Annotated in this window: 19 protein-coding genes and 1 pseudogene; 10 read left to right on the top strand and 10 right to left on the bottom strand. The window is 63.8% G+C overall.

Going from position 1 to position 23,110, the window contains the following annotated elements; translation table 11 throughout:
* Positions 1 to 99: 99 nt before the first annotated feature.
* Positions 100 to 517 (bottom strand): annotated as a pseudogene (locus tag AC5ZG5_RS23215) (DUF1330 domain-containing protein).
* Between the two features lie 160 nt (positions 518 to 677).
* Between AC5ZG5_RS23215 and AC5ZG5_RS23210 the strand changes: the two are divergent.
* Positions 678 to 2,921, top strand: a complete 2,244-nt coding sequence (locus AC5ZG5_RS23210) for a transglycosylase domain-containing protein (protein ID WP_456644116.1) — start codon at positions 678 to 680, stop codon at positions 2,919 to 2,921.
* A 246-nt stretch (positions 2,922 to 3,167) separates the two neighbouring features.
* Here AC5ZG5_RS23210 and AC5ZG5_RS23205 read toward each other — a convergent pair whose 3' ends face one another.
* The 4 genes from AC5ZG5_RS23205 to AC5ZG5_RS23190 all read right to left on the bottom strand — a co-directional run bounded on the left by AC5ZG5_RS23205 (position 3,168) and on the right by AC5ZG5_RS23190 (position 7,270).
* Positions 3,168 to 4,007, bottom strand: a complete 840-nt coding sequence (locus tag AC5ZG5_RS23205; RefSeq protein ID WP_130580957.1) for a M48 family metallopeptidase — start codon at positions 4,005 to 4,007, stop codon at positions 3,168 to 3,170.
* A 198-nt stretch (positions 4,008 to 4,205) separates the two neighbouring features.
* Positions 4,206 to 5,534 (bottom strand): polyhydroxyalkanoate depolymerase, encoded by a 1,329-nt coding sequence (locus AC5ZG5_RS23200; protein WP_130227977.1) that lies wholly within the window; start codon positions 5,532 to 5,534, stop codon positions 4,206 to 4,208.
* A 126-nt stretch (positions 5,535 to 5,660) separates the two neighbouring features.
* Positions 5,661 to 6,479 (bottom strand): ABC transporter permease, encoded by an 819-nt coding sequence (locus AC5ZG5_RS23195; protein WP_456644117.1) that lies wholly within the window; start codon positions 6,477 to 6,479, stop codon positions 5,661 to 5,663.
* Positions 6,476 to 7,270: an ABC transporter ATP-binding protein gene (locus AC5ZG5_RS23190; RefSeq protein WP_456644118.1), complete on the bottom strand. Its 795-nt coding sequence runs from the start codon at positions 7,268 to 7,270 to the stop codon at positions 6,476 to 6,478. The genes AC5ZG5_RS23195 and AC5ZG5_RS23190 overlap by 4 nt, the downstream gene beginning before the upstream one ends.
* A 49-nt stretch (positions 7,271 to 7,319) precedes the next feature.
* Here AC5ZG5_RS23190 and AC5ZG5_RS23185 point away from each other — a divergent pair, with 49 nt between their 5' ends.
* The 3 genes from AC5ZG5_RS23185 to AC5ZG5_RS23175 all read left to right on the top strand — a co-directional run bounded on the left by AC5ZG5_RS23185 (position 7,320) and on the right by AC5ZG5_RS23175 (position 9,449).
* Complete coding sequence (locus tag AC5ZG5_RS23185) at positions 7,320 to 7,454, top strand: hypothetical protein (protein ID WP_456644119.1); 135 nt, start codon at positions 7,320 to 7,322, stop codon at positions 7,452 to 7,454.
* Positions 7,455 to 7,467: 13 nt separating this feature from the next.
* On the top strand, positions 7,468 to 8,790 hold the full coding sequence (locus AC5ZG5_RS23180) for an ActS/PrrB/RegB family redox-sensitive histidine kinase (RefSeq protein WP_456644120.1): 1,323 nt from the start codon (positions 7,468 to 7,470) through the stop codon (positions 8,788 to 8,790).
* 104 nt (positions 8,791 to 8,894) lie between these two features.
* Positions 8,895 to 9,449, top strand: coding sequence for an ActR/PrrA/RegA family redox response regulator transcription factor (locus tag AC5ZG5_RS23175; protein ID WP_130227973.1), 555 nt, complete (start codon positions 8,895 to 8,897; stop codon positions 9,447 to 9,449).
* A gap of 224 nt (positions 9,450 to 9,673) precedes the next feature.
* On the opposite strand, the gene AC5ZG5_RS23170 is transcribed toward AC5ZG5_RS23175, so the two are convergent.
* Positions 9,674 to 10,159, bottom strand: coding sequence for an MmcB family DNA repair protein (locus AC5ZG5_RS23170; protein ID WP_028162441.1), 486 nt, complete (start codon positions 10,157 to 10,159; stop codon positions 9,674 to 9,676).
* A 114-nt stretch (positions 10,160 to 10,273) separates the two neighbouring features.
* Here AC5ZG5_RS23170 and AC5ZG5_RS23165 point away from each other — a divergent pair, with 114 nt between their 5' ends.
* Positions 10,274 to 11,968: an alpha-amylase family protein gene (locus AC5ZG5_RS23165; RefSeq protein ID WP_456644121.1), complete on the top strand. Its 1,695-nt coding sequence runs from the start codon at positions 10,274 to 10,276 to the stop codon at positions 11,966 to 11,968.
* On the opposite strand, the gene AC5ZG5_RS23160 is transcribed toward AC5ZG5_RS23165, so the two are convergent.
* Both AC5ZG5_RS23160 and AC5ZG5_RS23155 read right to left on the bottom strand, forming a co-directional pair.
* Positions 11,956 to 13,647 (bottom strand): alpha-amylase family glycosyl hydrolase, encoded by a 1,692-nt coding sequence (locus AC5ZG5_RS23160; protein WP_456644122.1) that lies wholly within the window; start codon positions 13,645 to 13,647, stop codon positions 11,956 to 11,958. The genes AC5ZG5_RS23165 and AC5ZG5_RS23160 overlap by 13 nt on opposite strands.
* Positions 13,648 to 13,803: 156 nt before the next feature.
* The gene (locus AC5ZG5_RS23155) at positions 13,804 to 14,619 is read right to left on the bottom strand and encodes an RMD1 family protein (protein WP_456644123.1); all 816 of its coding nucleotides are present in this window, start codon (positions 14,617 to 14,619) and stop codon (positions 13,804 to 13,806) included.
* Positions 14,620 to 14,761: 142 nt separating this feature from the next.
* Between AC5ZG5_RS23155 and AC5ZG5_RS23150 the strand changes: the two genes are divergently transcribed.
* Positions 14,762 to 15,430, top strand: a complete 669-nt coding sequence (locus AC5ZG5_RS23150; protein WP_130227969.1) for an MBL fold metallo-hydrolase — start codon at positions 14,762 to 14,764, stop codon at positions 15,428 to 15,430.
* Between the two features lie 159 nt (positions 15,431 to 15,589).
* Here AC5ZG5_RS23150 and AC5ZG5_RS23145 read toward each other — a convergent pair whose 3' ends face one another.
* Both AC5ZG5_RS23145 and AC5ZG5_RS23140 read right to left on the bottom strand, forming a co-directional pair.
* Entirely contained in the window at positions 15,590 to 16,795 is a 1,206-nt protein-coding gene (locus tag AC5ZG5_RS23145) for an extracellular catalytic domain type 1 short-chain-length polyhydroxyalkanoate depolymerase (RefSeq protein ID WP_456644124.1), read from the bottom strand.
* Between the two features lie 141 nt (positions 16,796 to 16,936).
* A complete protein-coding gene (locus tag AC5ZG5_RS23140; RefSeq protein WP_456644125.1) occupies positions 16,937 to 18,355 on the bottom strand; it encodes an MFS transporter in 1,419 nt (472 codons plus the stop codon).
* A 333-nt stretch (positions 18,356 to 18,688) separates the two neighbouring features.
* Here AC5ZG5_RS23140 and AC5ZG5_RS23135 point away from each other — a divergent pair, with 333 nt between their 5' ends.
* From AC5ZG5_RS23135 to AC5ZG5_RS23120, 4 genes are all read left to right on the top strand, one after another.
* The gene (locus AC5ZG5_RS23135; protein WP_456644126.1) at positions 18,689 to 19,927 is read left to right on the top strand and encodes an LLM class flavin-dependent oxidoreductase; all 1,239 of its coding nucleotides are present in this window, start codon (positions 18,689 to 18,691) and stop codon (positions 19,925 to 19,927) included.
* A gap of 209 nt (positions 19,928 to 20,136) precedes the next feature.
* Entirely contained in the window at positions 20,137 to 21,060 is a 924-nt protein-coding gene (locus AC5ZG5_RS23130) for a LysR family transcriptional regulator (RefSeq protein ID WP_456644127.1), read from the top strand.
* Positions 21,061 to 21,170: 110 nt separating this feature from the next.
* The gene (locus tag AC5ZG5_RS23125) at positions 21,171 to 21,860 is read left to right on the top strand and encodes an SDR family NAD(P)-dependent oxidoreductase (RefSeq protein WP_456644128.1); all 690 of its coding nucleotides are present in this window, start codon (positions 21,171 to 21,173) and stop codon (positions 21,858 to 21,860) included.
* Positions 21,861 to 22,042: 182 nt separating this feature from the next.
* A complete protein-coding gene (locus AC5ZG5_RS23120; RefSeq protein ID WP_456644129.1) occupies positions 22,043 to 22,915 on the top strand; it encodes an NmrA family NAD(P)-binding protein in 873 nt (290 codons plus the stop codon).
* Positions 22,916 to 23,110: the final 195 nt, after the last annotated feature.

Below are 23,110 nucleotides of genomic sequence, written 5' to 3'. Positions count from 1 at the left end.
GCTGCCCCATCCGCCATTGCGAGCGCAAGCGAAGCAATCCATCTCTCCACTCGCGGAGGCATGGATTGCTTCGCTCCGCTCGCAATGACGGGAAAAAGCCTACTTCGGAATCTCCCCGAACGTCTTACCGGCCGGCAGCACCGCGTGGCGGATCAATCTCCACCGCGGCCTGGCGGTGCTTCACCGCTTCGCGATAGACGGGATCGCGGATCATTTCGACGAAGGCGGCGACGCTTGGGTATTCGGCGATGAAGCTATGATCCCAGCGTTCGGCCTCGGGCCCGATCAGCATCAATTCGAAGCGGCCCTGCCAGACGATGCGGCCGCCGAGCCGCTCGAACACCGGCCCGCTCTCGCGGCCATAGGCCGCATAGGCTTCGGCGCCGGTCACCTTGCGGCCGTCCGGATAGGCGGCCCATTCGCGCAGGCGAACCAGATTGAGCATGTGGATCGGCCCCGGCCGATCACTCTCCCTGAACTGCGCGAAGACTTCCTTGGTCGGATCGATATGGCCCATGCGTCGCTCCTTTCTTTGTTTGGCGCGTTTTCTACGCCTGGTTCCCCAATCCTTACCACGCGCCGCCTCACCTCCTAATCCCGCGTTAAGCTTTGCGTAACCGGGCCTTAAACCGGGACCGCTAGCGTGCGGCGGAACGTGGTGTGAGCAGCGTTTGTGGATGGCGTGGGGAAAGAAAAAGAGCGGCGGGCGCAAGGAGCCGCTATTCGGGCTTCCGGCCGCGCTCGCCGATTTGCGGCTCTCGCCGGCCGACCGCATCCCCAATCCCGAAGACAGACCGAAGAGATCCGCCAAGCGCAGCGGCAACGGCAGCAGCGGCAGCAGTGACCCCGGCGCGGAACCGCCGCGCGAGCGCAAGCCTGCCCCGAGTGGCGGGAAACGGCGGAAATCGCGCGGCGGCTTTTCGATCGGCCGCCTGTTCTATTGGGGCGTGGTGCTCGGCCTGTGGGCGGCGATTGCGGTTATCGGCGTCGTGGTCTGGGTCGGCGCGCATCTGCCGCCGATCCAATCGCTCGAAATCCCGAAGCGCCCGCCGACGATCCAGATCGTCGGCATGGACGGCAGCATGCTGGCGCAGCGCGGCGAAATGGCCGGCGCCAATGTCGCGCTGAAGGACCTGCCGCCATACCTGCCGAAAGCCTTCATCGCCATCGAGGACCGCCGCTTCTACTCGCATTACGGTGTCGACCCGATCGGCATCGCGCGCGCAGCGGTGACCAATCTCCTGCGTCGCGGCGTGTCGCAGGGCGGCTCGACGCTGACGCAGCAGCTCGCCAAGAATCTGTTCCTCACCCAGGAGCGCACCATGCAGCGCAAGCTGCAGGAGGCCGAGCTCGCGATCTGGCTGGAGCGCAAGCATTCCAAGAACGAGATCTTGGAGCTCTATCTCAACCGCGTCTATTTCGGCTCCGGCGCCTACGGCGTAGAGGCCGCGGCGCAACGCTATTTCGGCAAGTCCGCCAAGAACGTGACATTGGCGGAAGCCGCGATGCTTGCAGGCCTCGTCAAATCGCCGTCGTGGCTGGCGCCGAACCGCAATCCTGAAGGCGCCGAGCAGCGCGCGCAGGTCGTGCTGTCGGCGATGGCGGACGCCAAGTTCATCACCGAGACCCAGGCGCAGGCCTCGATCGGCCATCCCTCCTACAACGTGAAGCCGGCCGGCGCCGGCACCGTGAACTATGTCGCCGACTGGATCGGCGAAGTGCTCGACGACCTCGTCGGCCAGATCGACCAGAACATCACGGTCGAGACCACGATCGATCCGAAGCTGCAGAACGTCGCCGAAGCCGCCATCATCGACGAGCTCGCCGCCAAGAGCGTGAAGTTCAACGTCACCCAGGGCGCGCTGGTGGCGATGACGCCCGAGGGCGCGGTGCGCGCCATGGTGGGCGGACGAAACTATGCCGAGAGCCAGTACAACCGCGCGGTGACCGCCAAGCGCCAGCCCGGCTCGGCCTTCAAGCCGTTCGTCTATCTCACCGCGGTCGAGGCCGGGCTGACGCCGGAGACGATCCGCACCGATGCGCCGCTCGATATCAAGGGCTGGAAGCCGGAGAACTACACCCACGAATATTTCGGCTCGGTGACGCTGACGCAGGCGCTGGCGATGTCGCTGAACACGGTCGCGGTCAGGCTCGGGCTCGAGGTCGGGCCGAAGAACGTGGTGCGGACCGCACACCGGCTCGGCATCTCCTCCAAGCTCGACGCCAACCCCTCGATCGCGCTCGGCACCTCCGAGGTCTCGGTGATCGAGCTGGTCGGCGCCTACGCGCCCTTTGCCAATGGCGGCACCGCCGTCTCGCCGCATGTGGTGACGAGGATCCGCACCGATAAAGGCAAGCTGCTCTACGTCCGCCCGGCCGACCCGCTCGCCCGGGTGGTCGAGCCGCGTTATGTCGCGATGATGAACGCGATGATGATGGAGACGCTGATTTCCGGCACCGCGCGCAAGGCCGAAATTCCGGGCTGGATCGCGGCCGGCAAGACCGGCACCAGCCAGGATTTCCGCGATGCCTGGTTCATCGGCTACACCGCCAATCTCGTCACCGGCGTCTGGCTCGGCAACGACGACAATTCGCCCACCAAGAAGGCGACCGGCGGTGGACTGCCGGTGGAGGTGTGGAGCCGCTTCATGCGCACGGCGCATCAGGGCGTGCCGGTCGCGAGCCTGCCGAATTCGCAAGTCGGCTGGGCGCTGTCGAACCTGGTGCAGGCCTCGTCGCAGGTCAGCGCGCCATCACCGCAGTCGCTCGCGCCACCCGCACCCGTTCCATCCGCCGGTCAGTATCGCCCGCCAACGCCGGCGCCGACGCGGGCCTCCACACCGCCCAATCCCGGTGCGCGTCCGGAAGCTGCGGCGGGATTGGATGGTTGGCTGGTCGATCGCCTGTTCGGCGGCCGCTGATCGCGTAGTTCTTGTAGGATGGGTAGAGCAAAGCGAAACCCATCAATTGGGCCGCGGCGGCGAAGGTGATGGGTTTCGCTTCGCTCTACCCATCCTACGAGTCTAGCTATTCCGTCCTCCCGGCGAAGGCCGGGACCCATACCGCGTGATCTGTCGATAAGGATTCGGGGCAGTCGCCGTCCGCAAAACTGCTCCCTGGGGTTATGGGTCCCGGGTCAAGCCCGGGACGACAGCGGAGAGCGCGGCTTAATCCTCGATCCCGTAGCGGTGCAGGTCGTTGCCGTGGGTGTCGAGCCAGGTCTTGGCGCGATCCACCGACGAGCAGATCCGGCCCACGGTCTTCCAGAACCGCAGCGAGTGATTCATCTCGACCAAATGCGAGACTTCATGCGCGGCGAGATAGTCGAGCACGTAGGGCGGCGCGAGGATCAGGCGCCAGGAGAACGACAGCGATCCGTGCGAAGTGCAGGAACCCCAGCGGCTCGATTGATCGCGGATCGAGACACGGCGCACGCGCACACCGAGTTCCGCCGCATACGCCAAGGAAGCCTTGTGCAAATCCTTGCGCGCTTCGCGCTTGAGGAAGTCGTGCACGCGGCGGTCCATGTGCTCCGGCTCGCCGGCCACGCACAAAATCCTTTCGCCGCTGTCACGGATCTCGGTCCACACCGTGCCGCGCTCGCCGGCGCGATGCACGAGCCGATGCGGCACGCCTCGCAGCGGCACCACTGTGCCGGGTTGGAACGGTGCCGCCTTCGGCAGACGACCGAGACGCGCGGCGATCCAGCCGCCATGAAGCTGCGCGAAGTCGCGCGCGTCGGCGATGGTGCCGCGCGGCGGCATCGTGAGGATCGCTTCGCGGTCAGTTGGATGAATGCGAAGCGTGTAGCGACGCGCGCGCCTATGCCGCCGTAGCCTGATCGCGAAATATTGGGAGCCGTGCTTGATGAGAAGAGTCGAGGGTTCGGCGGGCCGCCGATAGAGGAGCGCGCGAGTAGCCATTTCTGAGAGTCCGGGGAGGAGGAGTTCGCCCGGATTCTGCCATATCCGCCGCCAGGGAAATCGCTCGGCGCAAAAACAAATCATTTGCCCAATATACAGAGGCTGCCCGTGGTTTGACCCCCACATCGTGGGGTCGGAACCCGAAAAATTTGGGCCGACCCGGCCCGAAATCACCTCCCAAGGAACGAGTCAAAACTCATTCCTTGAGCGATCGCCGAATCCGGATTCTTTTAATCAATTCAGCGACTTACAAACCCACCCAAAACGGGCTCGATCACGTCGCTATTCAGCGGCTGCGACCAAGGAAAGCCGCGTATTCGCCGACGAAACCATGAAATCGGAGATGCGCGGCACGATTTCAGCGCGGAAACGCGAACCGTTGAACACACCATAGTGTCCGACGCCCTTCTGCACGTAATGCACGCGGCGATGATCGGGAATCGACGTGCACAAAGCATGCGTCGCTTCGGTCTGGCCAAGGCCGGAGATGTCGTCCTTCTCGCCTTCCACCGTCATCAACGCAACGCGCCTGATCTTGGAGGGAACGACCAGCTCGCCACGATGGGTCATCTCGCCCTTCGGCAGCGCGTGCTTGACGAAGACGAGGTCGACCGTCTGCAGATAATACTCGGCGGTCAGGTCCATCACCGCGAGATATTCGTCATAGAATTCGCGATGCTTGTCGACGAGATCGCCGTCGCCCTTCACCAGATTGGCGAACAGCGCCTTGTGCGCATCCATGTGGCGGTCGAGATTCATGCTGATGAAGCCGTTGAGCTGCAGGAATCCCGGATAGACGTCGCGCATCATGCCAGGATGCGGGAACGGCACCTTGGTGATGACATTGTTGCGGAACCATTCGATGCCGCGTTCGGCGGCGAGGTTGTTGACCGCAGTCGGATTGCGGCGGGTGTCGATCGGGCCGCCCATCAGCGTCATCGACAGCGGCACGAAGGGATCGCGCCGCGCTTCCATGAGCGAGACCGCGACCACCACGGGCACCGAGGGCTGGCAGACCGCGATGACATGCATGTTGCCGCCAAGCGCATGCAGCATCTCGATGAGGTAATCGACATAATCATCGAGATCGAAGCGGCCTTCGGACAGCGGCACCATGCGCGCATCGGCCCAATCGGTGATGTAGACCTCGTGGGTCGGCAGGAAGGCTTCGACCGTGCCACGCAGCAGCGTCGCGTAATGGCCGGACATCGGCGCTACGATCAGCACGCGCGGCTGGGGGCTGCGGAGCGGCCGGGTCAGCTTGCGATCGAAATAGAGCAGCCGGCAGAACGGCTTTTCCCAGACCGTGCGGACTTCAACCGCCGTACGCACGCCGTTGACCTCGGTCTCGTCGAGGCCCCAGTCCGGCTTGCCATAGCGGCGGGTGGTGCGCTCGAACAGTTCGCAAGCCGCGGCGACGGATTTGCCGACTTCGGTATGCGTCCACGGATTGAGCGGATTCTGAAACAGGATCTTGGTGGCGTCGGTCACCGCGCGCGCCGGGTTCAGCGACGAATGCGCCATCTCGTACATCCAGTACAGTGGCGTCGTGAGCGCCGGACTGCCTTCGGCCGCCAGCGGCGGGGCGCCGCCAAATTCACCAATCGGCATTTGCTTCAAAATCCTTGTTTGCGACGCAGCATACTGGCCAATGAGTAATAAAGCGTCAATGCACCGATCGGTCCATTTATGCCTCGAAAAGCCGTAAATAACCGGGAATCCACGGGAAAGTGAAAGTTATTCGCCGCTGCTGAGCAGCGAGCCGTTGCGTTTGGCGCTGCGCAAAAGGGCAAGAAAGATCGAAAATGACGCGACAAGCAGCACCGCGTTGATGACGAGGGCGTCGACCATCAGCTCGGTGCGGAAGACGTGGTCGATCAAGAGCGCCCGCATGCCCTCGAACACATAGGTCGGCGGCAGCATCCAGGCGACGACCTGCAGCCAGGGCGGCAAGACGCTGACGGGATAATAGATGCAGGCAAGCGGCATCAGCGCGAACATCAGCGTCCAGACGATGCTCTCCGCGCCGAGCCCGTTCCGCAGCACGAGGCCGGAGGCGAAAATGCCGACCGACCAACTCGTGAAGATCAGGTTGCAGAAGAAGGCGATCAGCGGCAGGCCAATGGCGTAGAAGTTGAACCCGAAGAAGAACAGCGCCAGCAGCGTCATCGGAATGACGCCGATGGCGAGGCGGATCAGGCTCATGATCATCAGCGAGATCAGGAACTCGATCGGCTTCAGCGGACTCATCATGAGATTGCCGAGGTTGCGCGCCCACATCTCCTCAAGGAACGAGATCGAAAAGCCGAGCTGGCCGCGGAACAGGATGTCCCACAGGATGACCGCGCCGATCAGGGTGCCGCCGGCCTGCGCAAAGAAGCCCGAGGTCTGCGAAATGTAGTTCTGCAGGAAACCCCAGGTGATGATCTGCAGCGCCGGCCAATAGACCAGTTCCAATAGTCGCGGCCAGGACGACAGCAACAGGTACCAATAGCGCAGCACCATCGCATTGATGCGGTTGAGCGACAGCCCGCGATGGACAGCAGTCTCGCTCATGTCGCGCTCTCCCGGGTGCGGCCGCGGGCGACGTCCAGGAACACCTCTTCCAGTGTGTCGCGGTTGTAGCGGGCCAGGATCCGATCGGGACTGTCGTCATCCTCGATCTTGCCGCGCTTCATGATGATGACGCGGTCGCACAGCCGCTCCACCTCCAGCATGTTGTGCGAGGCGAGCAGGATCGTCGCGTTATGGCTCTTGCGGTAGTTCTCCAGGTGCTGCCGCACCCAATCGGCGGTATCGGGATCGAGCGAGGCGGTCGGCTCGTCCAGGAGCAACAGGTCAGGTTCGTTGATCAGTGCCTTGGCGAGCGCCACGCGCGTCTTCTGGCCGGCGGACAGCTTGCCGTTGGCGCGGTCGATGAAGTCGCGCAGATCGAGGTCGGAGGCGAGCCGATCGATCCGCTCTGTGAGATTCGGCACCGCATAGAGCCGGCCGAAGATCGTGAGGTTCTGGCGCACGGTGAGCCGCATCGGCATGTCGACATAGGGGCTCTCGAAATTCATCCGCCCGAGCACCTCGGCGCTCTGCTCGGGCATCGGAAAGCCCAGCACATGGATGCGGCCGGAGGTCGGCAGCACCAGGCCCATGATCATGGCGATCGTCGTGGTCTTGCCGGCGCCATTGCCGCCGAGCAGCCCGGTGATGCTGCCGCGCGCGATCCGGAACGAGACATCGTCGACCGCACGGGTGGCCTTGTAGACCTTCACCAGATGCGCGACATCGATCGCGGCCGAAGCTACGGGATCGGAAGCTGGCGGCTTACGCGAAATTGTCTGTTCGATGTTCATTCAACCCGTTTCATTGAGGCATCACGTCCCCGAGCGCAAGGAGCTCGTCATGCCCGGGCTTGTCCCGGGCATCCACGTCTTACTCTCCCTCGGCGGCAAGAACGTGGATGGCCGGGACGAGCCCGGCCATGACGGAGGCCACAACAGCCAGATCACGCGCGTTTGTGATCGAGCTGTCGTGTAGCTAGAGTGAGGATATGACCGATGTTGCCGCCTCCGATTTCCGCCAACCGCGCCGCCATGTTCGCCTGGATACAATTCTGCGGCTGCGTTGGCTGGCCGCGCTCGGCCAGCTCGCCGCGATCTTCATTGTCGCGCAGGGCCTGGAATTCGACGTCCCCGTCATCCCCTGCATCGCCATCATCGCGCTGTCGGCGCTGCTCAATCTCGCCCTGCAGATCGCGTTCAACCCGATGCAGCGGCTGGAGCCGATCTATGCCGCGGCGCTGCTCGCGCTCAACATTGTCGAGCTTGCCGGCTTATTGTTCCTGACCGGCGGCCTGCAGAATCCGTTCTCATATTTGTTCCTGGCGCCGGTCCTGATTTCCGCCACCGCGCTGCCGGTCCGGCTGACGATCGCGCTCGGCTGTCTCGCGGTCGCCTGCGCGTCGGCGCTGGTGTTCTTTCATTTGCCGCTGCCCTGGGACGCCGACGATCCGCTGGTGCTGCCGCCGATCTATCTGTTCGGCGTCTGGCTCTCGATCCTGCTCGCGATCGGCGTCACCAGCCTGTACGCGTTCCAGGTCACCGAGGACACGCGAAAGCTCTCGGACGCGCTGGCTGCGACCGAGCTGGTATTGGCGCGCGAGCAGCATCTGACCCAACTCGACGGCCTTGCGGCCGCGGCCGCGCACGAGCTTGGCACGCCGCTCGCAACCATCTTCCTGATCTCGCGCGAGCTGGAAGGTACGGTGAAGGACGGCCCGCTCGCTGCCGACCTGAAGACGCTGCGCGAACAGGCGCAGCGCTGCCGCGACATCCTGGGCAAGATCACCCAGCTCTCCTCCACCGGCGCGCCGTTCGACCGCATGAAACTGTCGACGCTGATCGAGGAGGCTGTTGCACCGCACCGCGATTTCGGCGTTGCAATCAAGGTGCGGCTTGCTGTCGCAGTCACCACGGAACCGGTCGGCGCCCGCAATCCCGCGATCCTCTATGGCGTCGGCAACATCCTGGAAAATGCAGTGGATTTCGCCAACCAAACCGTCGAGGTGAATGCCTGGTGGAATGCCGAGACCGTCGAAATCGTCATTTCCGATGACGGTCCCGGCATCGCGCCTGATATGCTGAACCGCATCGGCGAGCCCTATTTGTCGCGGCGCCGCAGTGCGGATGAGGCGCAAAACGGCCGCACGGGGCTTGGTCTTGGCGTTTTCATCGCGCGGACGCTGCTGGAGCGCACCGGCGCCAAGGTCACGTTCACCAACCGCGTGTTTCCCGATCACGGCGCCGTGGTTCAGATCGTGTGGCCCCGCGACGTCTTCGAGACGAACGATGCCGCCGACGACATGATGGGCTGAACACAATTCGACAATTTGACGCATTAATCGCCGATTTCGGGCGGCCTTGGCATCGCCGCAGTCACACGCCATATGTTTGGGATTGGAGAAGGGATAGCAGAACCGTGAACGCCATCGCCGAACTGAACGATCAAACCGACCGCTCATTGCTCATCGTCGAGGACGACAAGCCGTTTCTGGAGCGCCTGTCGCGCGCCATGGAGACCCGCGGCTTCACCGTGACATCCTGCGATACTGTGTCCGATGGTCTGGCGCAGATCGGAAAGGCCGCGCCTGCGTTTGCGGTGGTCGATCTCCGTTTGGGCGACGGCAACGGCCTCGACGTCGTCTCGGCGTTGAAGCGCAAGCGCCCCGATGCGCGCGCGATCGTGCTCACCGGCTATGGCAACATCGCCACCGCCGTGACTGCGGTGAAGATGGGCGCGATCGATTATCTCTCCAAGCCCGCTGATGCCGACGATGTCGTCGCAGCATTGCTGGCGAGCGGCACCGAGAAATCCGAACCGCCGTCCAACCCGATGTCGGCCGACCGCGTGCGCTGGGAGCACATCCAGCGCATCTACGAGATGTGTAACCGCAACGTCTCGGAAACCGCGCGCCGCCTCAACATGCACCGCCGGACGCTGCAGCGCATCCTGGCCAAGCGCGCGCCGCGGTAATTCGTAGCGTTAATTTGTAGGGCGGGCAAAGCGCAGCGTGCCCACCATTCACGATCGGTGCAAGAGAAGGTGGGCACACTTCGCTTTGCCCACCCTACGGCTCCCCTGTTTCCCCTCATGGTGAGGAGCCGCGCAGCGGCGTCTCGAACCATGAGGCCCCGTCTGTGGCCTCATCCTTCGAGACGCGCGTTCCGCGCTCCTCAGGATGAGGGTCTCACCCTAATCTAAAACTCCGCATGGCCCTGCGGGTCGAGCAAGCGGTTGAACCGCTGCGCCGCCGCGATCGCAAAGCGCACCGTCATCAGCTTGCGGGTCGGCGCCGGCAGCCGATGCTCCGGCGCCTCGCAATGCATGTGCGCGCCATAGGCGTCGGCGATGATCAGGCCGGTATCAGTGGGAAAGATCTCGCACGGCAGATCCTGCGTGAAGGCAAAGAACAGCCGGTCGCAATGGAGGCGATAGTCCTGCCATTTCTGGTCGGCGCGCAAGTCCTCCACCGACGACTTGATCTCGACGATCCAGATCTCGCCGCGCTCGTTCAGCGCCACGAGATCGGCACGCCGGCCCGACGGCAGCGGCAATTCGCTGATGCAGGAGAACCCGAGCGAGCGCAACAGTCGCGCCGTGCCGCGCGCGATCGCAAGCGCCGTCTCCGACTGGCGACGGTCCGGCGGCGGAACAAGGGCGATGTTGCGGGCGGACGATTCCATATCAATAACCTAGCCGATTCCGCCGGACCACCCAACACGGCTATGGCGGGAACCCAAGCTGCTCTCTCCGCTTAATAGACGGCCGCTCCCGGGCGGACCTGTGAGGGAAGCCCTGTGATCGACGACCTCTGGTACAAGAACGGCGTTATCTACTGTCTTTCCGTCGACACCTATATGGATGCCAATGGCGATGGTGTCGGCGATTTCAAGGGGCTGTTGCGCCGGCTGGATTATCTCCACGGGCTCGGCGTCACCGCGATCTGGCTGATGCCGTTCCAGCCCTCGCCGGGCCGCGACGGCGGCTACGACATATCGAACTATTACGGCGTCGATCCGCGCTATGGCACGCTCGGAGACTTCGTCGAATTCACCCACGGCTGCAAGCAGCGCGGCATCCGTGTCATCATCGACCTTGTCGTCAACCACACGTCCGACCAGCATCCCTGGTTTCGCGAGGCGCGCAAGAACAAAGAATCCCAGTATCGCGACTGGTATGTCTGGTCCGACAAGAAGCCGGCCAATGCCGACACTGGCATGGTGTTTCCCGGCGTGCAGAAGTCGACCTGGAGCAGGGACAAGGAATCTGGCGCCTGGTACTTCCATCGCTTCTACGATTTTCAGCCGGACCTCAACACATCGAATCCGCATGTGCAGGCGGAGATCCTCAAGATCATGGGGTTCTGGATTCAGCTTGGCGTCTCCGGCTTCCGCATGGATGCGGTGCCCTTCGTGATTGCGACCAAGGGACCAAACGTCAAGAAGCCGGTCGAGCAATACGACATGCTGCGCGCCTTTCGCGAATTCCTGCAATGGCGCGAGGGCGACGCCATCATTCTGGCCGAAGCCAATGTGCTGCCGAAAACCGACATGGAGTATTTCGGCAGCGATGGCGACCGCATGCACATGATGTTCAATTTCCAGGTCAACCAGCATCTGTTCTATGCACTCGCCTCCGCAGACTCGCGTCCGCTCGCAAAAGCGCTCGAGGCGACAAAGCCGCGACCGGCGACGGCGCAGTGGGGCCTGTTCCTGCGCAACCATGACGAACTCGATCTCGGCCGCCTGACCGACGCGCAGCGCAAGATCGTGTTCAAGGCATTCGGTCCCGACAAGGAGATGCAGCTCTACGATCGCGGCATCCGCCGCCGCCTCGCGCCGATGCTGGGCGGCGACCGGCGCCGGCTCGAACTGGCCTACAGCCTGATGTGCACGCTGCCGGGCACGCCGGTCATCCGTTATGGTGACGAGATCGCGATGGGTGACAATCTCGATCTGCCCGAGCGCGGCTGTGCGCGCACGCCGATGCAATGGTCGACGGAGCCGCATGCCGGATTCACGAAGGGCGACAGGCCGACGGCGCCCGTCATCGATACCGGCCCTTACGGTTATGAGCACGTCAACGTCGCCAAGCAGCGCCGCGATCCCAATTCAATGCTGAACTGGACCGAGCGCATCATCCGCATGCGCAAGGAAGTCCCGGAGGTCGGCTGGGGCGACTTCAGCATCATCGACACGCATGATCCAGCCGTATTCGCGATCCGCTACGACTGGCGCAACAATTCGGTGCTGTTCGTCCATAACCTCGATGACAGACCGTGCGAGGTGGCCTTTCGGGCCGGGCTTCCCGGTGACACCGGCAAGCTCCTGATCAACCTTCTCACGGAAGACCACAGCCGCGCCAATGGCCGTGGTCAGCACCGGCTATTGCTCGAGGCCTATGGCTACCGCTGGTACAGGGTCGGCGGGCTCGATTATCTGTTGAAACGCAGCGATATCGATCAGGCCGACAAAGGCGGTCACCCGGCCTGATCATCGATGTCGGCCGATTCGCCCTGCTCCAGCTCTGGCTGGTGGAGGTCGGCGGCATCGCGATCTCGGTGCCCCGGTGGGGCGATGATGACGCCTTCATTGCCGCGCAGCTCGAGCACGCTTTCGATCGTCTCTCCCTTGCGGTCGAGGAAGGTCGACAGCAGGATTTCGCTGCCGAAAGCGATCGCGCTCGAGGTGACCGCGGCCGGCTCGGCCCCCAGGTTCAGCGCCACGATCAGCGCGCCGTCCTCGCCACGCCGGCGATAGAGCAGGATGTCGCCTTGCGCGGCGACCCGTTCATAGCTGCCGGTCACGAGCTGTGGCCATTGCCGACGAAGCGCGATCAGCGCCTTGTACAGGTTGAGGATCGACGTCCTGTCGGCACCGAGACTGGCGACGTTTTCGCGCAGCGCATCATGAGCGAGCGGCAGCCAGGGCTTTGCGGTCGAGAAGCCGGCATTGGGCTCGGCGTCCCATTGCATCGGCGTGCGGCAGCCGTCGCGGCCGACGCCGATACCCGGCACGTTCCTTTCGAAGGGATCGCGCACTTCATTGGGCGCGATCGGAACCTGGCGCATGCCGATCTCGTCACCGTAATAGAGCGTCGGCGTGCCGCGCAGCGTCAGCAGCAGCATGGCGGCGACGCGCGCCTGCTCAGGCCCGACCCGGCTCGCGACCCGCGGCCGGTCGTGATTGCCGAGCACCCAGTTCGGCCATGCGCCCTGTGGCAGCGCCTTCTCATAATCCTCGATGATCCGCTCGATCGAGCGCGCGCTCCACAAGGTCGAGAGCAGCGCGAAGTTGAACGGCATCTGCGCGCCGGTGAGATCATTGCCGTAATAGGCGACGAGGCGATGCAGCGGCAGATAGATCTCGCCGATCAGCACCCGGGCCTCGAATTCCTCGGTGACGCGCCGCATCTCGGCGATCACCTCGTGCACCTCCGCCTGGTCGGTGGAATATTGCGTCAGAAGCTTCTCATGCGGCGGCCGGCCCTCGTGATAATGCGGATTGGGCGGGTTGTCGCGAAACTTGGCGTCCTTGATCAGATGCCAGATGACGTCGACGCGAAAGCCGTCGACGCCCTTGCCGAGCCAGAACCGCATCACGTCATAGATCGCCGCCCGGACCTCCGGATTGCGCCAGTTCAGGTCCGGCTGCTGGGCCAGGAAGGCGTGGTAATAATATTGCCCGCTCTCGCTGTCATATTCCCAGGCGCTGCCGCCGAATTCCGACAGCCAATTGTTCGGCGGTCCGCCGCCCGGCTTCGGATCGCGCCAGATGTACCAGTTGCGCTTGGGGTTATCCCGCGAGCTTCGCGATTCGATGAACCAGGGATGCTGGTCCGAGGTATGGTTCGGCACCAGATCGAGGATCAGCTTCAGCCCCGCGTCGTGGGCTGCGGCGACCAGCGCGTCGAAATCCTCCATCGCGCCGAACTGCGGATCGATGCCGGTGTAGTCGGAAATGTCGTAGCCGAAATCGACCATTGGCGACGGATAGATCGGCGACAGCCAGAACGCATCGACGCCAAGTTCTCTCAAGTACGGCAATCGCCGCAAAATTCCCTTGAGATCGCCGACGCCGTCGCTGTTGGAATCCTGAAACGAGCGCGGATACACCTGATAGAAGACGCCGCGCCGCCACCAATCTTTTTCAATATCGCCCAAATCACTCATATCGTCACGTCACCCTTCAATTCAGGCTTGAACGTGGCAAGGCGCTAACGCGTGGCGTGTTTGCGTGAAAATTTCGATGCATAACGTATTAATGATTCGTATCGAAGCGAGCCGCGAGCTCCGCTTCACCTCGCCCCGCTTGCGGGGAGAGGAACATCACACGTGGCGGCCGGTCGCGAGCTGGTAGATGGTGATCAACACCTCGAACAGGATCAGCAAGACGATGATCAGCTCGAGCCGCAGCGAGCGGCGGGTATCGATGATGTCGGTCAGGACCTGCGCGGTCTCGGCGATGACCGCGAGCTTGCGGTTGAGCGATTCGGTGCGCTCCTTCAGTTCGTATTCGTCCTCGAGCCGGGCATAGAGCCGCTCGAGCTGCGGCTTGTCCCAGAGGATATCGGGCTTCTCGGACACTTCGACCGGCCCCGAGACGCGATGACGGACCGACAAGGCATTGCCGATGTGCTTCAGGATCGCGCTGCGGCTGCGATGGATCTGCCCGCTCTTGGCGAGCTCGCGCGCGAACGGCTCGGTCGTGTCGAATACCGCGGCGACCTCGCGCTCATGGCGCGCCAGCACGACGCTCTTCGCCAGCGCCTCACCGACCAGGATCAGCCGCTCCGGCGACAGGCTCTGCAGACAGATCGGACCGCCCGGCGGAATTTGATCGTCCTTCTCGGAGGCGAGCTCGATGGTGGCGCTCTCCTCCTCGCGCCGCGCAAACGGCGCGACCAGGCGCGACTGCAGCCCGCGCAGGAACTCCTCCTCCTCCAGCGCATTCAGGCCGATCAGGACCACGACACCGTAACGGAACAGGATCGCGACGCCGTTGTCATTGACGCGGAACGCCAATGGCGTCGTCGCCAGTACATCGCTGCGCTCGAGCCCCGACGTGTTCAGGCGCTCGGCCACAAAGAAGGCGCGGGCCGTGGTGCGCGCGCCTCCGAGCGGCGACCGCGAAACCTGGCTCACGGGATGTTCCGTCACGGTGGATGCCATTCCTCTTTCACACTACATGTTCAAGAACTGTGCAATCCTATCACAGACCGGCCAATGGGCGCAGGATGTTCCGGACCCTTGTTGACGGGGTCCAAGGGAAGAATAAGGTGCCGCCATGGATGACAAAACCGAAACAAAACCGAAGGCCGGCGCCATCATCGTGCCGGTGACGCTGTTCGAGCAGAACTGCACCATCCTCTGGCACGAGCCGAGCAAGAAGGCGGTCGTGATCGATCCTGGCGGCGACGTCCCGAAGATCCAGGAGGCGATCAAACAGACCGGCGTCAGCGTCGAGAAGATCTGGATCACCCATGGCCATATCGACCATGTCGGCGGCGCCGCCGAACTGCGCGATGCGCTGAAGGTGCCGATCGAGGGCCCGCATATCGCGGACAAATATCTGCTCGACAATGTCGTTGCGAGCGGCGCGCGTTTCGGCATGAGCGGCGTGCGCGACTTCGCGCCGGACCGCTGGCTCGAGGAGGGAGAGCAGGTCACGATCGGCGAACTCACCTTCGAGATCCTGCATTGCCCCGGCCATTCGCCGGGCAGCGTCGTGTTCTTCAACCGCGAATTGCGCTTCGCCCATGTCGGCGACGTCCTGTTCAACGGCTCGGTCGGCCGCACCGACCTGCCCGGCGGCAGCCACGAGACGCTGATCAGGTCGATCAAGGAGAAGCTGCTGCCGCTCGGTGACGATGTCGGCTTCATCTGCGGCCACGGCGCCGGCTCCAGCATCGGCCAGGAACGGATGACGAACCCGTTCATCACCGGCGAGCTGTGAGCGACGCCGCGGCTAGAGCATGATCCGGAAAAGTGTGAAGCGGTTTTCCCTCGCGACAAACGCGAAGCGTTTGCGCGGAGATCATGCTCAAACAATAAGCTAAAGCGCGATGATGATTCATCCTCATCTCATCGCGCTTTAGTAACCGCGGCGCCAGAATTACTTCATCAAACCAGCGGCTGTCAGTGCCCGGGTGATCACATCGCTGATCTCGCGGGCGCGGCCGCGGAGGTTGCGTGACGGCACAGCCTGACGCGAGGGAGCGGCGCGCGGCAAGGGCATCGGCTGCTTTGCCGTTTCCTTTGCGACCGGCAGCGCCACAGGCTTGACCGCCGGCTTGTCGGCTTCTTTCGGAGCCGGCGCGGGTCGGCGAGCCTGTTCGGTCAAGCCGAAGAAATTCGCGATGTGGTAGGACGACGAAATCCCGGCCTCGATCAGGAAGGCGCCGGCCTCGCCATAGCGTTCGTCATTGGCAGCGGGGCCAAGCGGCGTGCCGTGAGCCATACCGGTGATGGTGTAGGATTCGACGACCGTCTCGCCGTTCGAATCCCACCACACATCGCGCGGATAACCGTCGACCATCGTCGTCGCCATCGGCGTCTCGGGCAGGCCGTGCACGTCGAGCCATTGCCGGACGATCGCGTCCGCATTGCCGGGATTGACGGTGCGATCGGCACTGCCGTGCCAGACCGAAACCTTCGGCCACGGACCGTGGTGCTTCCACGCGCCGCGCACCAGATCGCCCAATTCAGTGGCGGTGCGCGACGACGCCTGCATCATGCCATTGAGGGCTTGGCGCAGGTTGGTGGCGATGCCGAACGGCAGGCCGGCAACGATCGCGCCGGCGGCGAACACATCCGGATAGGCCGCGAGCATCACCGATGTCATGGCGCCGCCGGCGGAGAGTCCGGTGATGTAGATGCGACGCGGATCGAGCTTGTGGTCGACCACCATGCGCGCGATCATCTGACGGATCGAGCCAGCCTCGCCCTTGCCGCGCTTGATGTCCGCCGGATTGAACCAGTTGAAGCAGGTGTTGGCGTTGTTCGCGACCTGTTGCTCCGGAAGCAGCAGCGCAAAGCCATAGTGACGCGCAAGCGTCGACCAGCCCGCGCCGAGATCGTAACCGGCCGCGGTCTGGCCGCAGCCGTGCAGCACGACCACCAGCGCGGCACCGCGCGGCAGCTCTTCCGGCACGAACGAATACATCTTCAGCGCGCCGGGATTCGATCCGAAATCGGCGGTCTCGACCAGCGGACTGTCGACCGCAGGTGCAAGGCTTCGCCCGTAGACGGCGGCAAGCCCATTGAATCCGCTCAGCCGGGGCAGATGGCTTAGGAACTCGATGTTCTTGGCAAGTGACAACAGCAACTCCTGAGGTGATTTCGTCCAGCCTCGGCCAAATCACATAGTTGCTGCAGCGCAAAATAAAAAGTCCGTATACTGTCATTTCCCGCGAAATCGTGAGGCGGCCGGTAAATTCGTGATCGCAAGATTAATTTGTGATCATGGTGCGCGCCGCATCCATGACAGGAATGCGGCGCAAATGATGATCGACAGCCCAAACAAGGCGCATGCCGCATGCAGCGCCAGCTCCGCTGAGCCTGCTACTTCGATCGCAAAGAACACGGCGCCAATTGCGGCCACGCCGGCCGCATTTCCGATCTGCGCCGTGGTGCCGTAGATGCCGGAACCCGCGCCCGCGCTCGCGGGTTTCACCGTCGAGAGCACCGCACTCGAGAGCGGCGCCATCACCAATCCTTGCCCGTAGCCGAAGATCATCAGCACCAGCGCAAGCGACGGTGCGGAAGGCGCCTCAACCAGCGCCGCTGTCACGGCAATCGCGGCAAGGCCCACAATCTGCAGCGCGCAGCCCTCGATCAGCACCAGCGTGCCGCGATGCCTGGCCCGTGCGCCGCTATGGCGCGAGGCGACCACGAAGGTGAGCGCGGCCGGCATGAAGACCAATCCGGCCTGAAGCGGCGGAATATGCAGCGCGTTCTGCATGAACATGGTCATGATCAGATAGAATGAGAGATTGGCGAAGAAGAAAAAGAACACGGCAACCAGTCCGCGCATGAAGGCTGCGTCAGTCAGCAGCGCCAGATCGATCAGCGGCATGCCGCCGCCGCGCGCGATCACGCGTTCGAGCCGGACGAATGCGGCGATGATCACAGCGCCGCCCGCCATCACCAGCCACACCCAGGGCGACCAGTGCAGGTCATGCCCGAACAACAGCGGTCCGATCAGGCACAGCAATCCCGCAAACAGCACCACCGCTCCGGGAATGTCGAGCCTCGTGCCGGCGCGATGCGGCACCGTCGGCATGATCCTGACGGCCGCGGCAATGATGACGATGCCGAAGGGCACGTTGACGAAGAACACCGCGCGCCAGCCAAGCCCGGCGAGATCGAGCGTCACCAGCACGCCGCCGAGCAGGAAGCCGGCGGCGCCGGAGAGGCCCAGCACGATGCCGTAGATGCCGAAGGCACGGGCGCGCGCGGAATCCGCAAACAGCAGATGCAGCGTCGCCAGCACCTGCGGCACCATCAGCGCCGCGGTCGCGCCCTGCGCCAGCCGCGCGACGATCAGCTCAGGTCCGGATTGCGCAAGGCCGCACCACAGTGACGCCAAGCTGAAACCCGCAACGCCGGCGACGAACACGTTCCTGGTGCCGTAGATGTCGCCGAGCCGGCCGCCGGTGACCACCAGCGTCGCATAGGCGATCAGGTAGATCGCAATCACGGCTTCGATCTCGGCCGCGCTCGCATGCAGCTCCGCCGCAATGGTCGGGATCGCGACATTGACGATGAAGGCATCGACGCCGAACATGAATTGCGCCGCGACCACGGTCGCCAACACCCACCAGCGCCGCGAGGAATCCACTGACATAGGCTCACTGACATAGGTGACGATCTGGTGCATGGCAGGGCGTTCCGTTCAAAATCTGTTGTGCGTGCAAGCTACAGATTCGGCACATTCCGGCGATTACCTCCGAGGTAAGCTTCGCACCAGGAATCGTGGGGTGGGCAAAGCGAAGCGTGCCCACCATTGCGGGCGGAATGCTTGATGGTGGGCACGTCGCTGCGCTCCTTTGCCCATCCTACGATCGCGTGCCCAAAATTCCGAGCGGCGGCATACCGCGCCGCCTGCTCAACAACCATGCATGGCGCGCGGGCTCGGAGCATTGCGTCGGACCTGCCCTGCCCGTAGGGTTGGCGCAACCAACGACAACAATAATCCTGGAGAGAACACCCAATGACACGCCTGAAATTCGGAGCCTTTCTCGCCCCGCATCACCCGATCGGCGAACATCCGCTGCTGCAATTCCGCCGCGACCTCGATTTCGTCCGGCAGCTCGACGAGCTCGGCTATGACGAGTTCTGGTGCGGCGAGCATCACTCCTCGGGCTGGGAGATGATCGCTTCGCCGGAGATGTTTCTGGCCGCCGCCGGCGAGCGCACCAAGCGGATCAAGCTCGGCACCGGCGTGATCTCGCTGCCCTATCACCATCCCTTCAACGTCGCCCAGCGCATGGTGCAGCTCGACCACATGACCGGCGGCCGCGCCATTTTCGGCTCCGGCCCGGGCGCGCTCGCTTCCGACGCGCACACGCTCGGCATCGACCCGATGACTCAGCGCGACCGCCAGGACGAGGCGATCGCAATCATCCGCCGCCTGTTCAACGGCGAGCGCGTCACCGCAAAGAGCGACTGGTTCGTGATGAACGATGCCGCGCTGCAGATCCTGCCCCTGCAGGAAGACATGCCGTTCGTGGTGGCCTCGCAGATCTCACCCTCCGGCATGACGCTCGCCGGCAAATACGGCATCGGCATCATCTCGCTCGGCTCGATGTCGACCCAGGGCCTGATGGCGCTGCCGCAGCAATGGCAATTCGCCGAGGACGCCGCCAAGAACGCCGGCACCACCGTGAGCCGGTCGAACTGGCGGGTGCTGCTGTCCTGGCACATCGCCGAGACCCGCGAGCAGGCGCGGCGCGAGGCCGGCGCCGGGCTGATGCGCTGGCACAACGAATATAATGTCGGCACTTTGATGCGGCCCGGGCTGACCGCATTCTCCTCACCGGACGAGGCCGTCGACAAGACTGCTTTCGTCGAGGGTGCGGCCTCCACCATCGGCACGCCTGACGATCTCGTGAAGATGATCAAGAACCTGGTGCAGGTCTCCGGCGGCGTCGGCACCATCGTCGGCTTCGCCCATGACTGGGCAAATCCGGAAAACACAAGGCGAAGCTGGGACATGGTGGCGCGCTATGTGATCCCCGAGATCAACGGCTTTATCGAGCCCTTGCGCAAGTCGCAGAAATTCGTGATCGAGAACCGCGCGATCTTCGAACGCGCCGGCCAGGCCGTGATGGCCAAGATCATGGAGAACGACAAAGCTGCCGCGGCCTTGTCCAAGACCGGCCCCGGCCGCGTCGCGATCCCCGCCGTCAACGCCCCTGATCTGCAGGAAGCCGCGAAACGCAAGGCGTGAGGGTTCGGTCCACCTCTCCCGCTCGCGGGAGAGGTCGCTGCGCCAAAGGCTGAGCGGGCGAGGGCTTTCTCCACTCAAAGAATGTCAATCGCGGAGACACCCTCACCCCGACCCTCTCCCGCAAGCGGGAGAGGGAGCGCAACCGCCTGCGCTATTGATCCAACGACACTCCCGCTCCATCATTACTGACACACAGTCATGGTGAAGCAATGCCCTTCGACGGCCGCCTGTTGGCGGGAATCAGCGTGCTGGCGGCGGTGGTGCAGACCAAAAGCTTTGCCCGCGCCGCCGATACGCTCGGCATCACCGCCTCCGGCGTCAGCCGGGCGGTTGCGCGACTCGAAGCGCGCGTCGGCGTGCGGCTGTTCGACCGCACCACGCGCTCGGTGGCGCTGACCGACGAAGGCCGCCGCTTCTATGAACAAGTGGCGCCGCTGCTGGCCGGGATCGAGGACGCCGCGAGCACCGCGTCGGGATCATCAGGCGTGGTCCGCGGCCGGCTGCGCGTCGACATCGATCCCTATTTCTCGCGCATGATCCTCTCTGGCCATATCGGCGGCTTCCTGCGCCAGCATCCGGAGCTGACGCTGGAATTGATCACGCGCGAACATGTCGGCGATCTCGTCGCCGATGGCATCGACGTTGCGATGCGCTTCGGCGAACCTCCCGCCGGCCCGCTGATCGCGCGCAAATTGCTGGAGACCCGCGTGCTGACCGTCGCCTCGCCCGGCTACCTCAGGAAGCACGGCCGTCCCAAGCATCCTGGCGAACTGCAGCATCATCCCTGCATCCAGTTCATCGACCCGCTGTCCGGACAGCTCTTCGAATGGGAATTTCATGCGGGCAAGAAAGTTCTGCCGGTGAAGACCTCGAGTGCGTTGGTGCTGACCGACGTCGGCACCATGATCAACGAATGCATCGCCGGCACAGGGATCGCACAACTGCTGGCCATCGGCGTGCAGCCGCTCTTGGACTCGGGCCGGCTGATCGAATTGTTTCCGGACTGGCCGGGCGAGACCTTCCCGCTCTACGCGCTGCATCCCTCGCGACACCACCCGCCGGCGAAAGTCCGCGCCTTCATCGACTTCGCGCTCAAGGCGGCACAGGGCGCAGCCCGTTCGCATGCGAAGTAATTGATGACCATCGATCACCAGTCACATGACATATCCGCACTGGGATCATCAGTACCTGAGTGAGAGAGTCCATCCAGCAGATCAAACGATCTCGGAAAGGATCGCTCTCAATGGCAACCAGGAAAACCGCTCTCATCATCGGCGCCTCGCGCGGGCTTGGTCTTGCGCTCGCCGAGGAATATTGCGGCCGCGACTACCAGGTGACCGCCACCGTGCGTACCCCGTCGAAAGCGCTGGATGATCTTGCCGCGCGCTTTCCTGTAAGCCTCGAGATCGAGACTGTCGACACCACCGAGCCGGCCTCCGTCAAGGCGCTGAAGCAGCGCCTCGGGAATCGCATCATCGACACCTTGCTGGTCAATGCCGGCATTTGCCTCGCGCGCGAGAACACGCCGATCGATGCTGATGTCAACGACTTCGTCGCGATGATGGTGACCAACGCACTGTCGCCGATGCGCGTGGTCGAAACCTTCGAGGACCAGGTGCCGCCGCGTGGCATCATTGCGGTGATGTCATCCGAGCTCGGCAGCATCGCCGCCAATCGTGGTTTCTGGGAGCTCTACAGCGCAAGCAAGGCCGCGCTCAACATGCTGATGAAATGCTTCAGCCAGCGGCATCCCGGTGACCCGCGAGCGATGCTCTTGATCGCGCCGGGATGGGTGCGGACCGAAATGGGTGGCAGCGAAGCAATACTCTCGATCGAGGAGAGCATCCCGGCTGTCGTGACCGCAGTTGAGGCCCGCGCCGGCAAACCCGGCCTGAAGTTCATGAGCCGGCACGGCGACAGCCTACCCTGGTAGCCGATTTCTACCCGTAGCCCGGGTGAAGCCAACGGGTCGCGCGAACGCGCGCCCGATGACAGGCTCCGCGTTACCCGGGTAACCGTGCCGCCGCATAACAACCATCCCAGGTTGCGCTTCGCTTCACCCGGGCTACGGGTCGCACAATCGGCGGCGATCATATCAGGCCAAAGGAGAGAGACATGTACGCGCTCATGGGAGTCACGGGAAAAGTCGGCGGCGCCACAGCCCGCCCGCTGCTCGCGGAGGGCAAGCGGCCGCGCGTCATCGTGCGGGATCGCGCCAAGGGCGAGAGCTGGGCCGCACAGGGATGCGAGATCGCGATAGCCGATCTCGGCGATGCCGATGCGCTGGGCCGCGCCTTCGAGGGCGCGGAAGCCGCGTTTGTGATGCTGCCGCCGCTGTTCGATCCTTCGCCTGATTGGCGCGAAGCTAAAGCGATGATCGCTACGTTGCGCGCGGCGCTGACACGCGGCGCGCCGAAACGCGTGGTGGCGCTCTCGACGATCGGCGCCGATGCCGAGCGGCCGAACCTGCTCAGCCAACTCGGCCTGCTCGAGCGCGCGCTCTCGACGATCGCCATGCCGGTGGCTTTCCTTCGCGCCGCCTGGTTCATGGAGAACGCGGCATTCGATCTCGCCTCAGCCCGGGATCGCGGCGTCATCACAAGCTATCTGCAACCGCTCGATCGCGCGGTGCCGATGATCGCCACCGCTGACATCGGCAACACCATCGCCGATCTGTTGCAGCAGCAGTGGAGCGACACCCGCATCGTCGAACTCGAGGCCGCCGAGCGCGTCAGCCCCGCGGCCATCGCAGCGGCGTTCTCAAAGGCGCTCGGCAAGCCGGTTCGGGCCGAGGCAGTGCCGCGCGCCCAATGGGAAACGATCTTTCGCGAGCAGGGCATGCGCAATCCGCTGCCGAGAATGCAGATGATCGACGGCTTCAACGAGGGCTGGATCGACTTTGCGGACAAAGGCGCCAATGCCCGCAAAGGCGCGGTGTCGATCGACGCCGTGATCGCCGCTATGGTCGACGGCAATACCGCAGCGTGAGCCACCCGTCATTGCGAGCGAAGCGAAGCAATCCACGCCTCCGCTTGCGGCGCTATGGATTGCTTCGCGGTGCTCGCAATGACGGTGTGGTTGCCTTCGGTGCGACATAACAACCCGTCGAGACTGGGCAAGTAGTGACAGCTATCGGAGGGAGCCGAGGGCGAAGCGCCTGGTCAGGAACTGGACCGCTACATT

It is taken from the genome of Bradyrhizobium sp. Ses1 (assembly GCF_059512365.1).
This window is presented reverse-complemented; position numbering and strand designations above follow the sequence as displayed.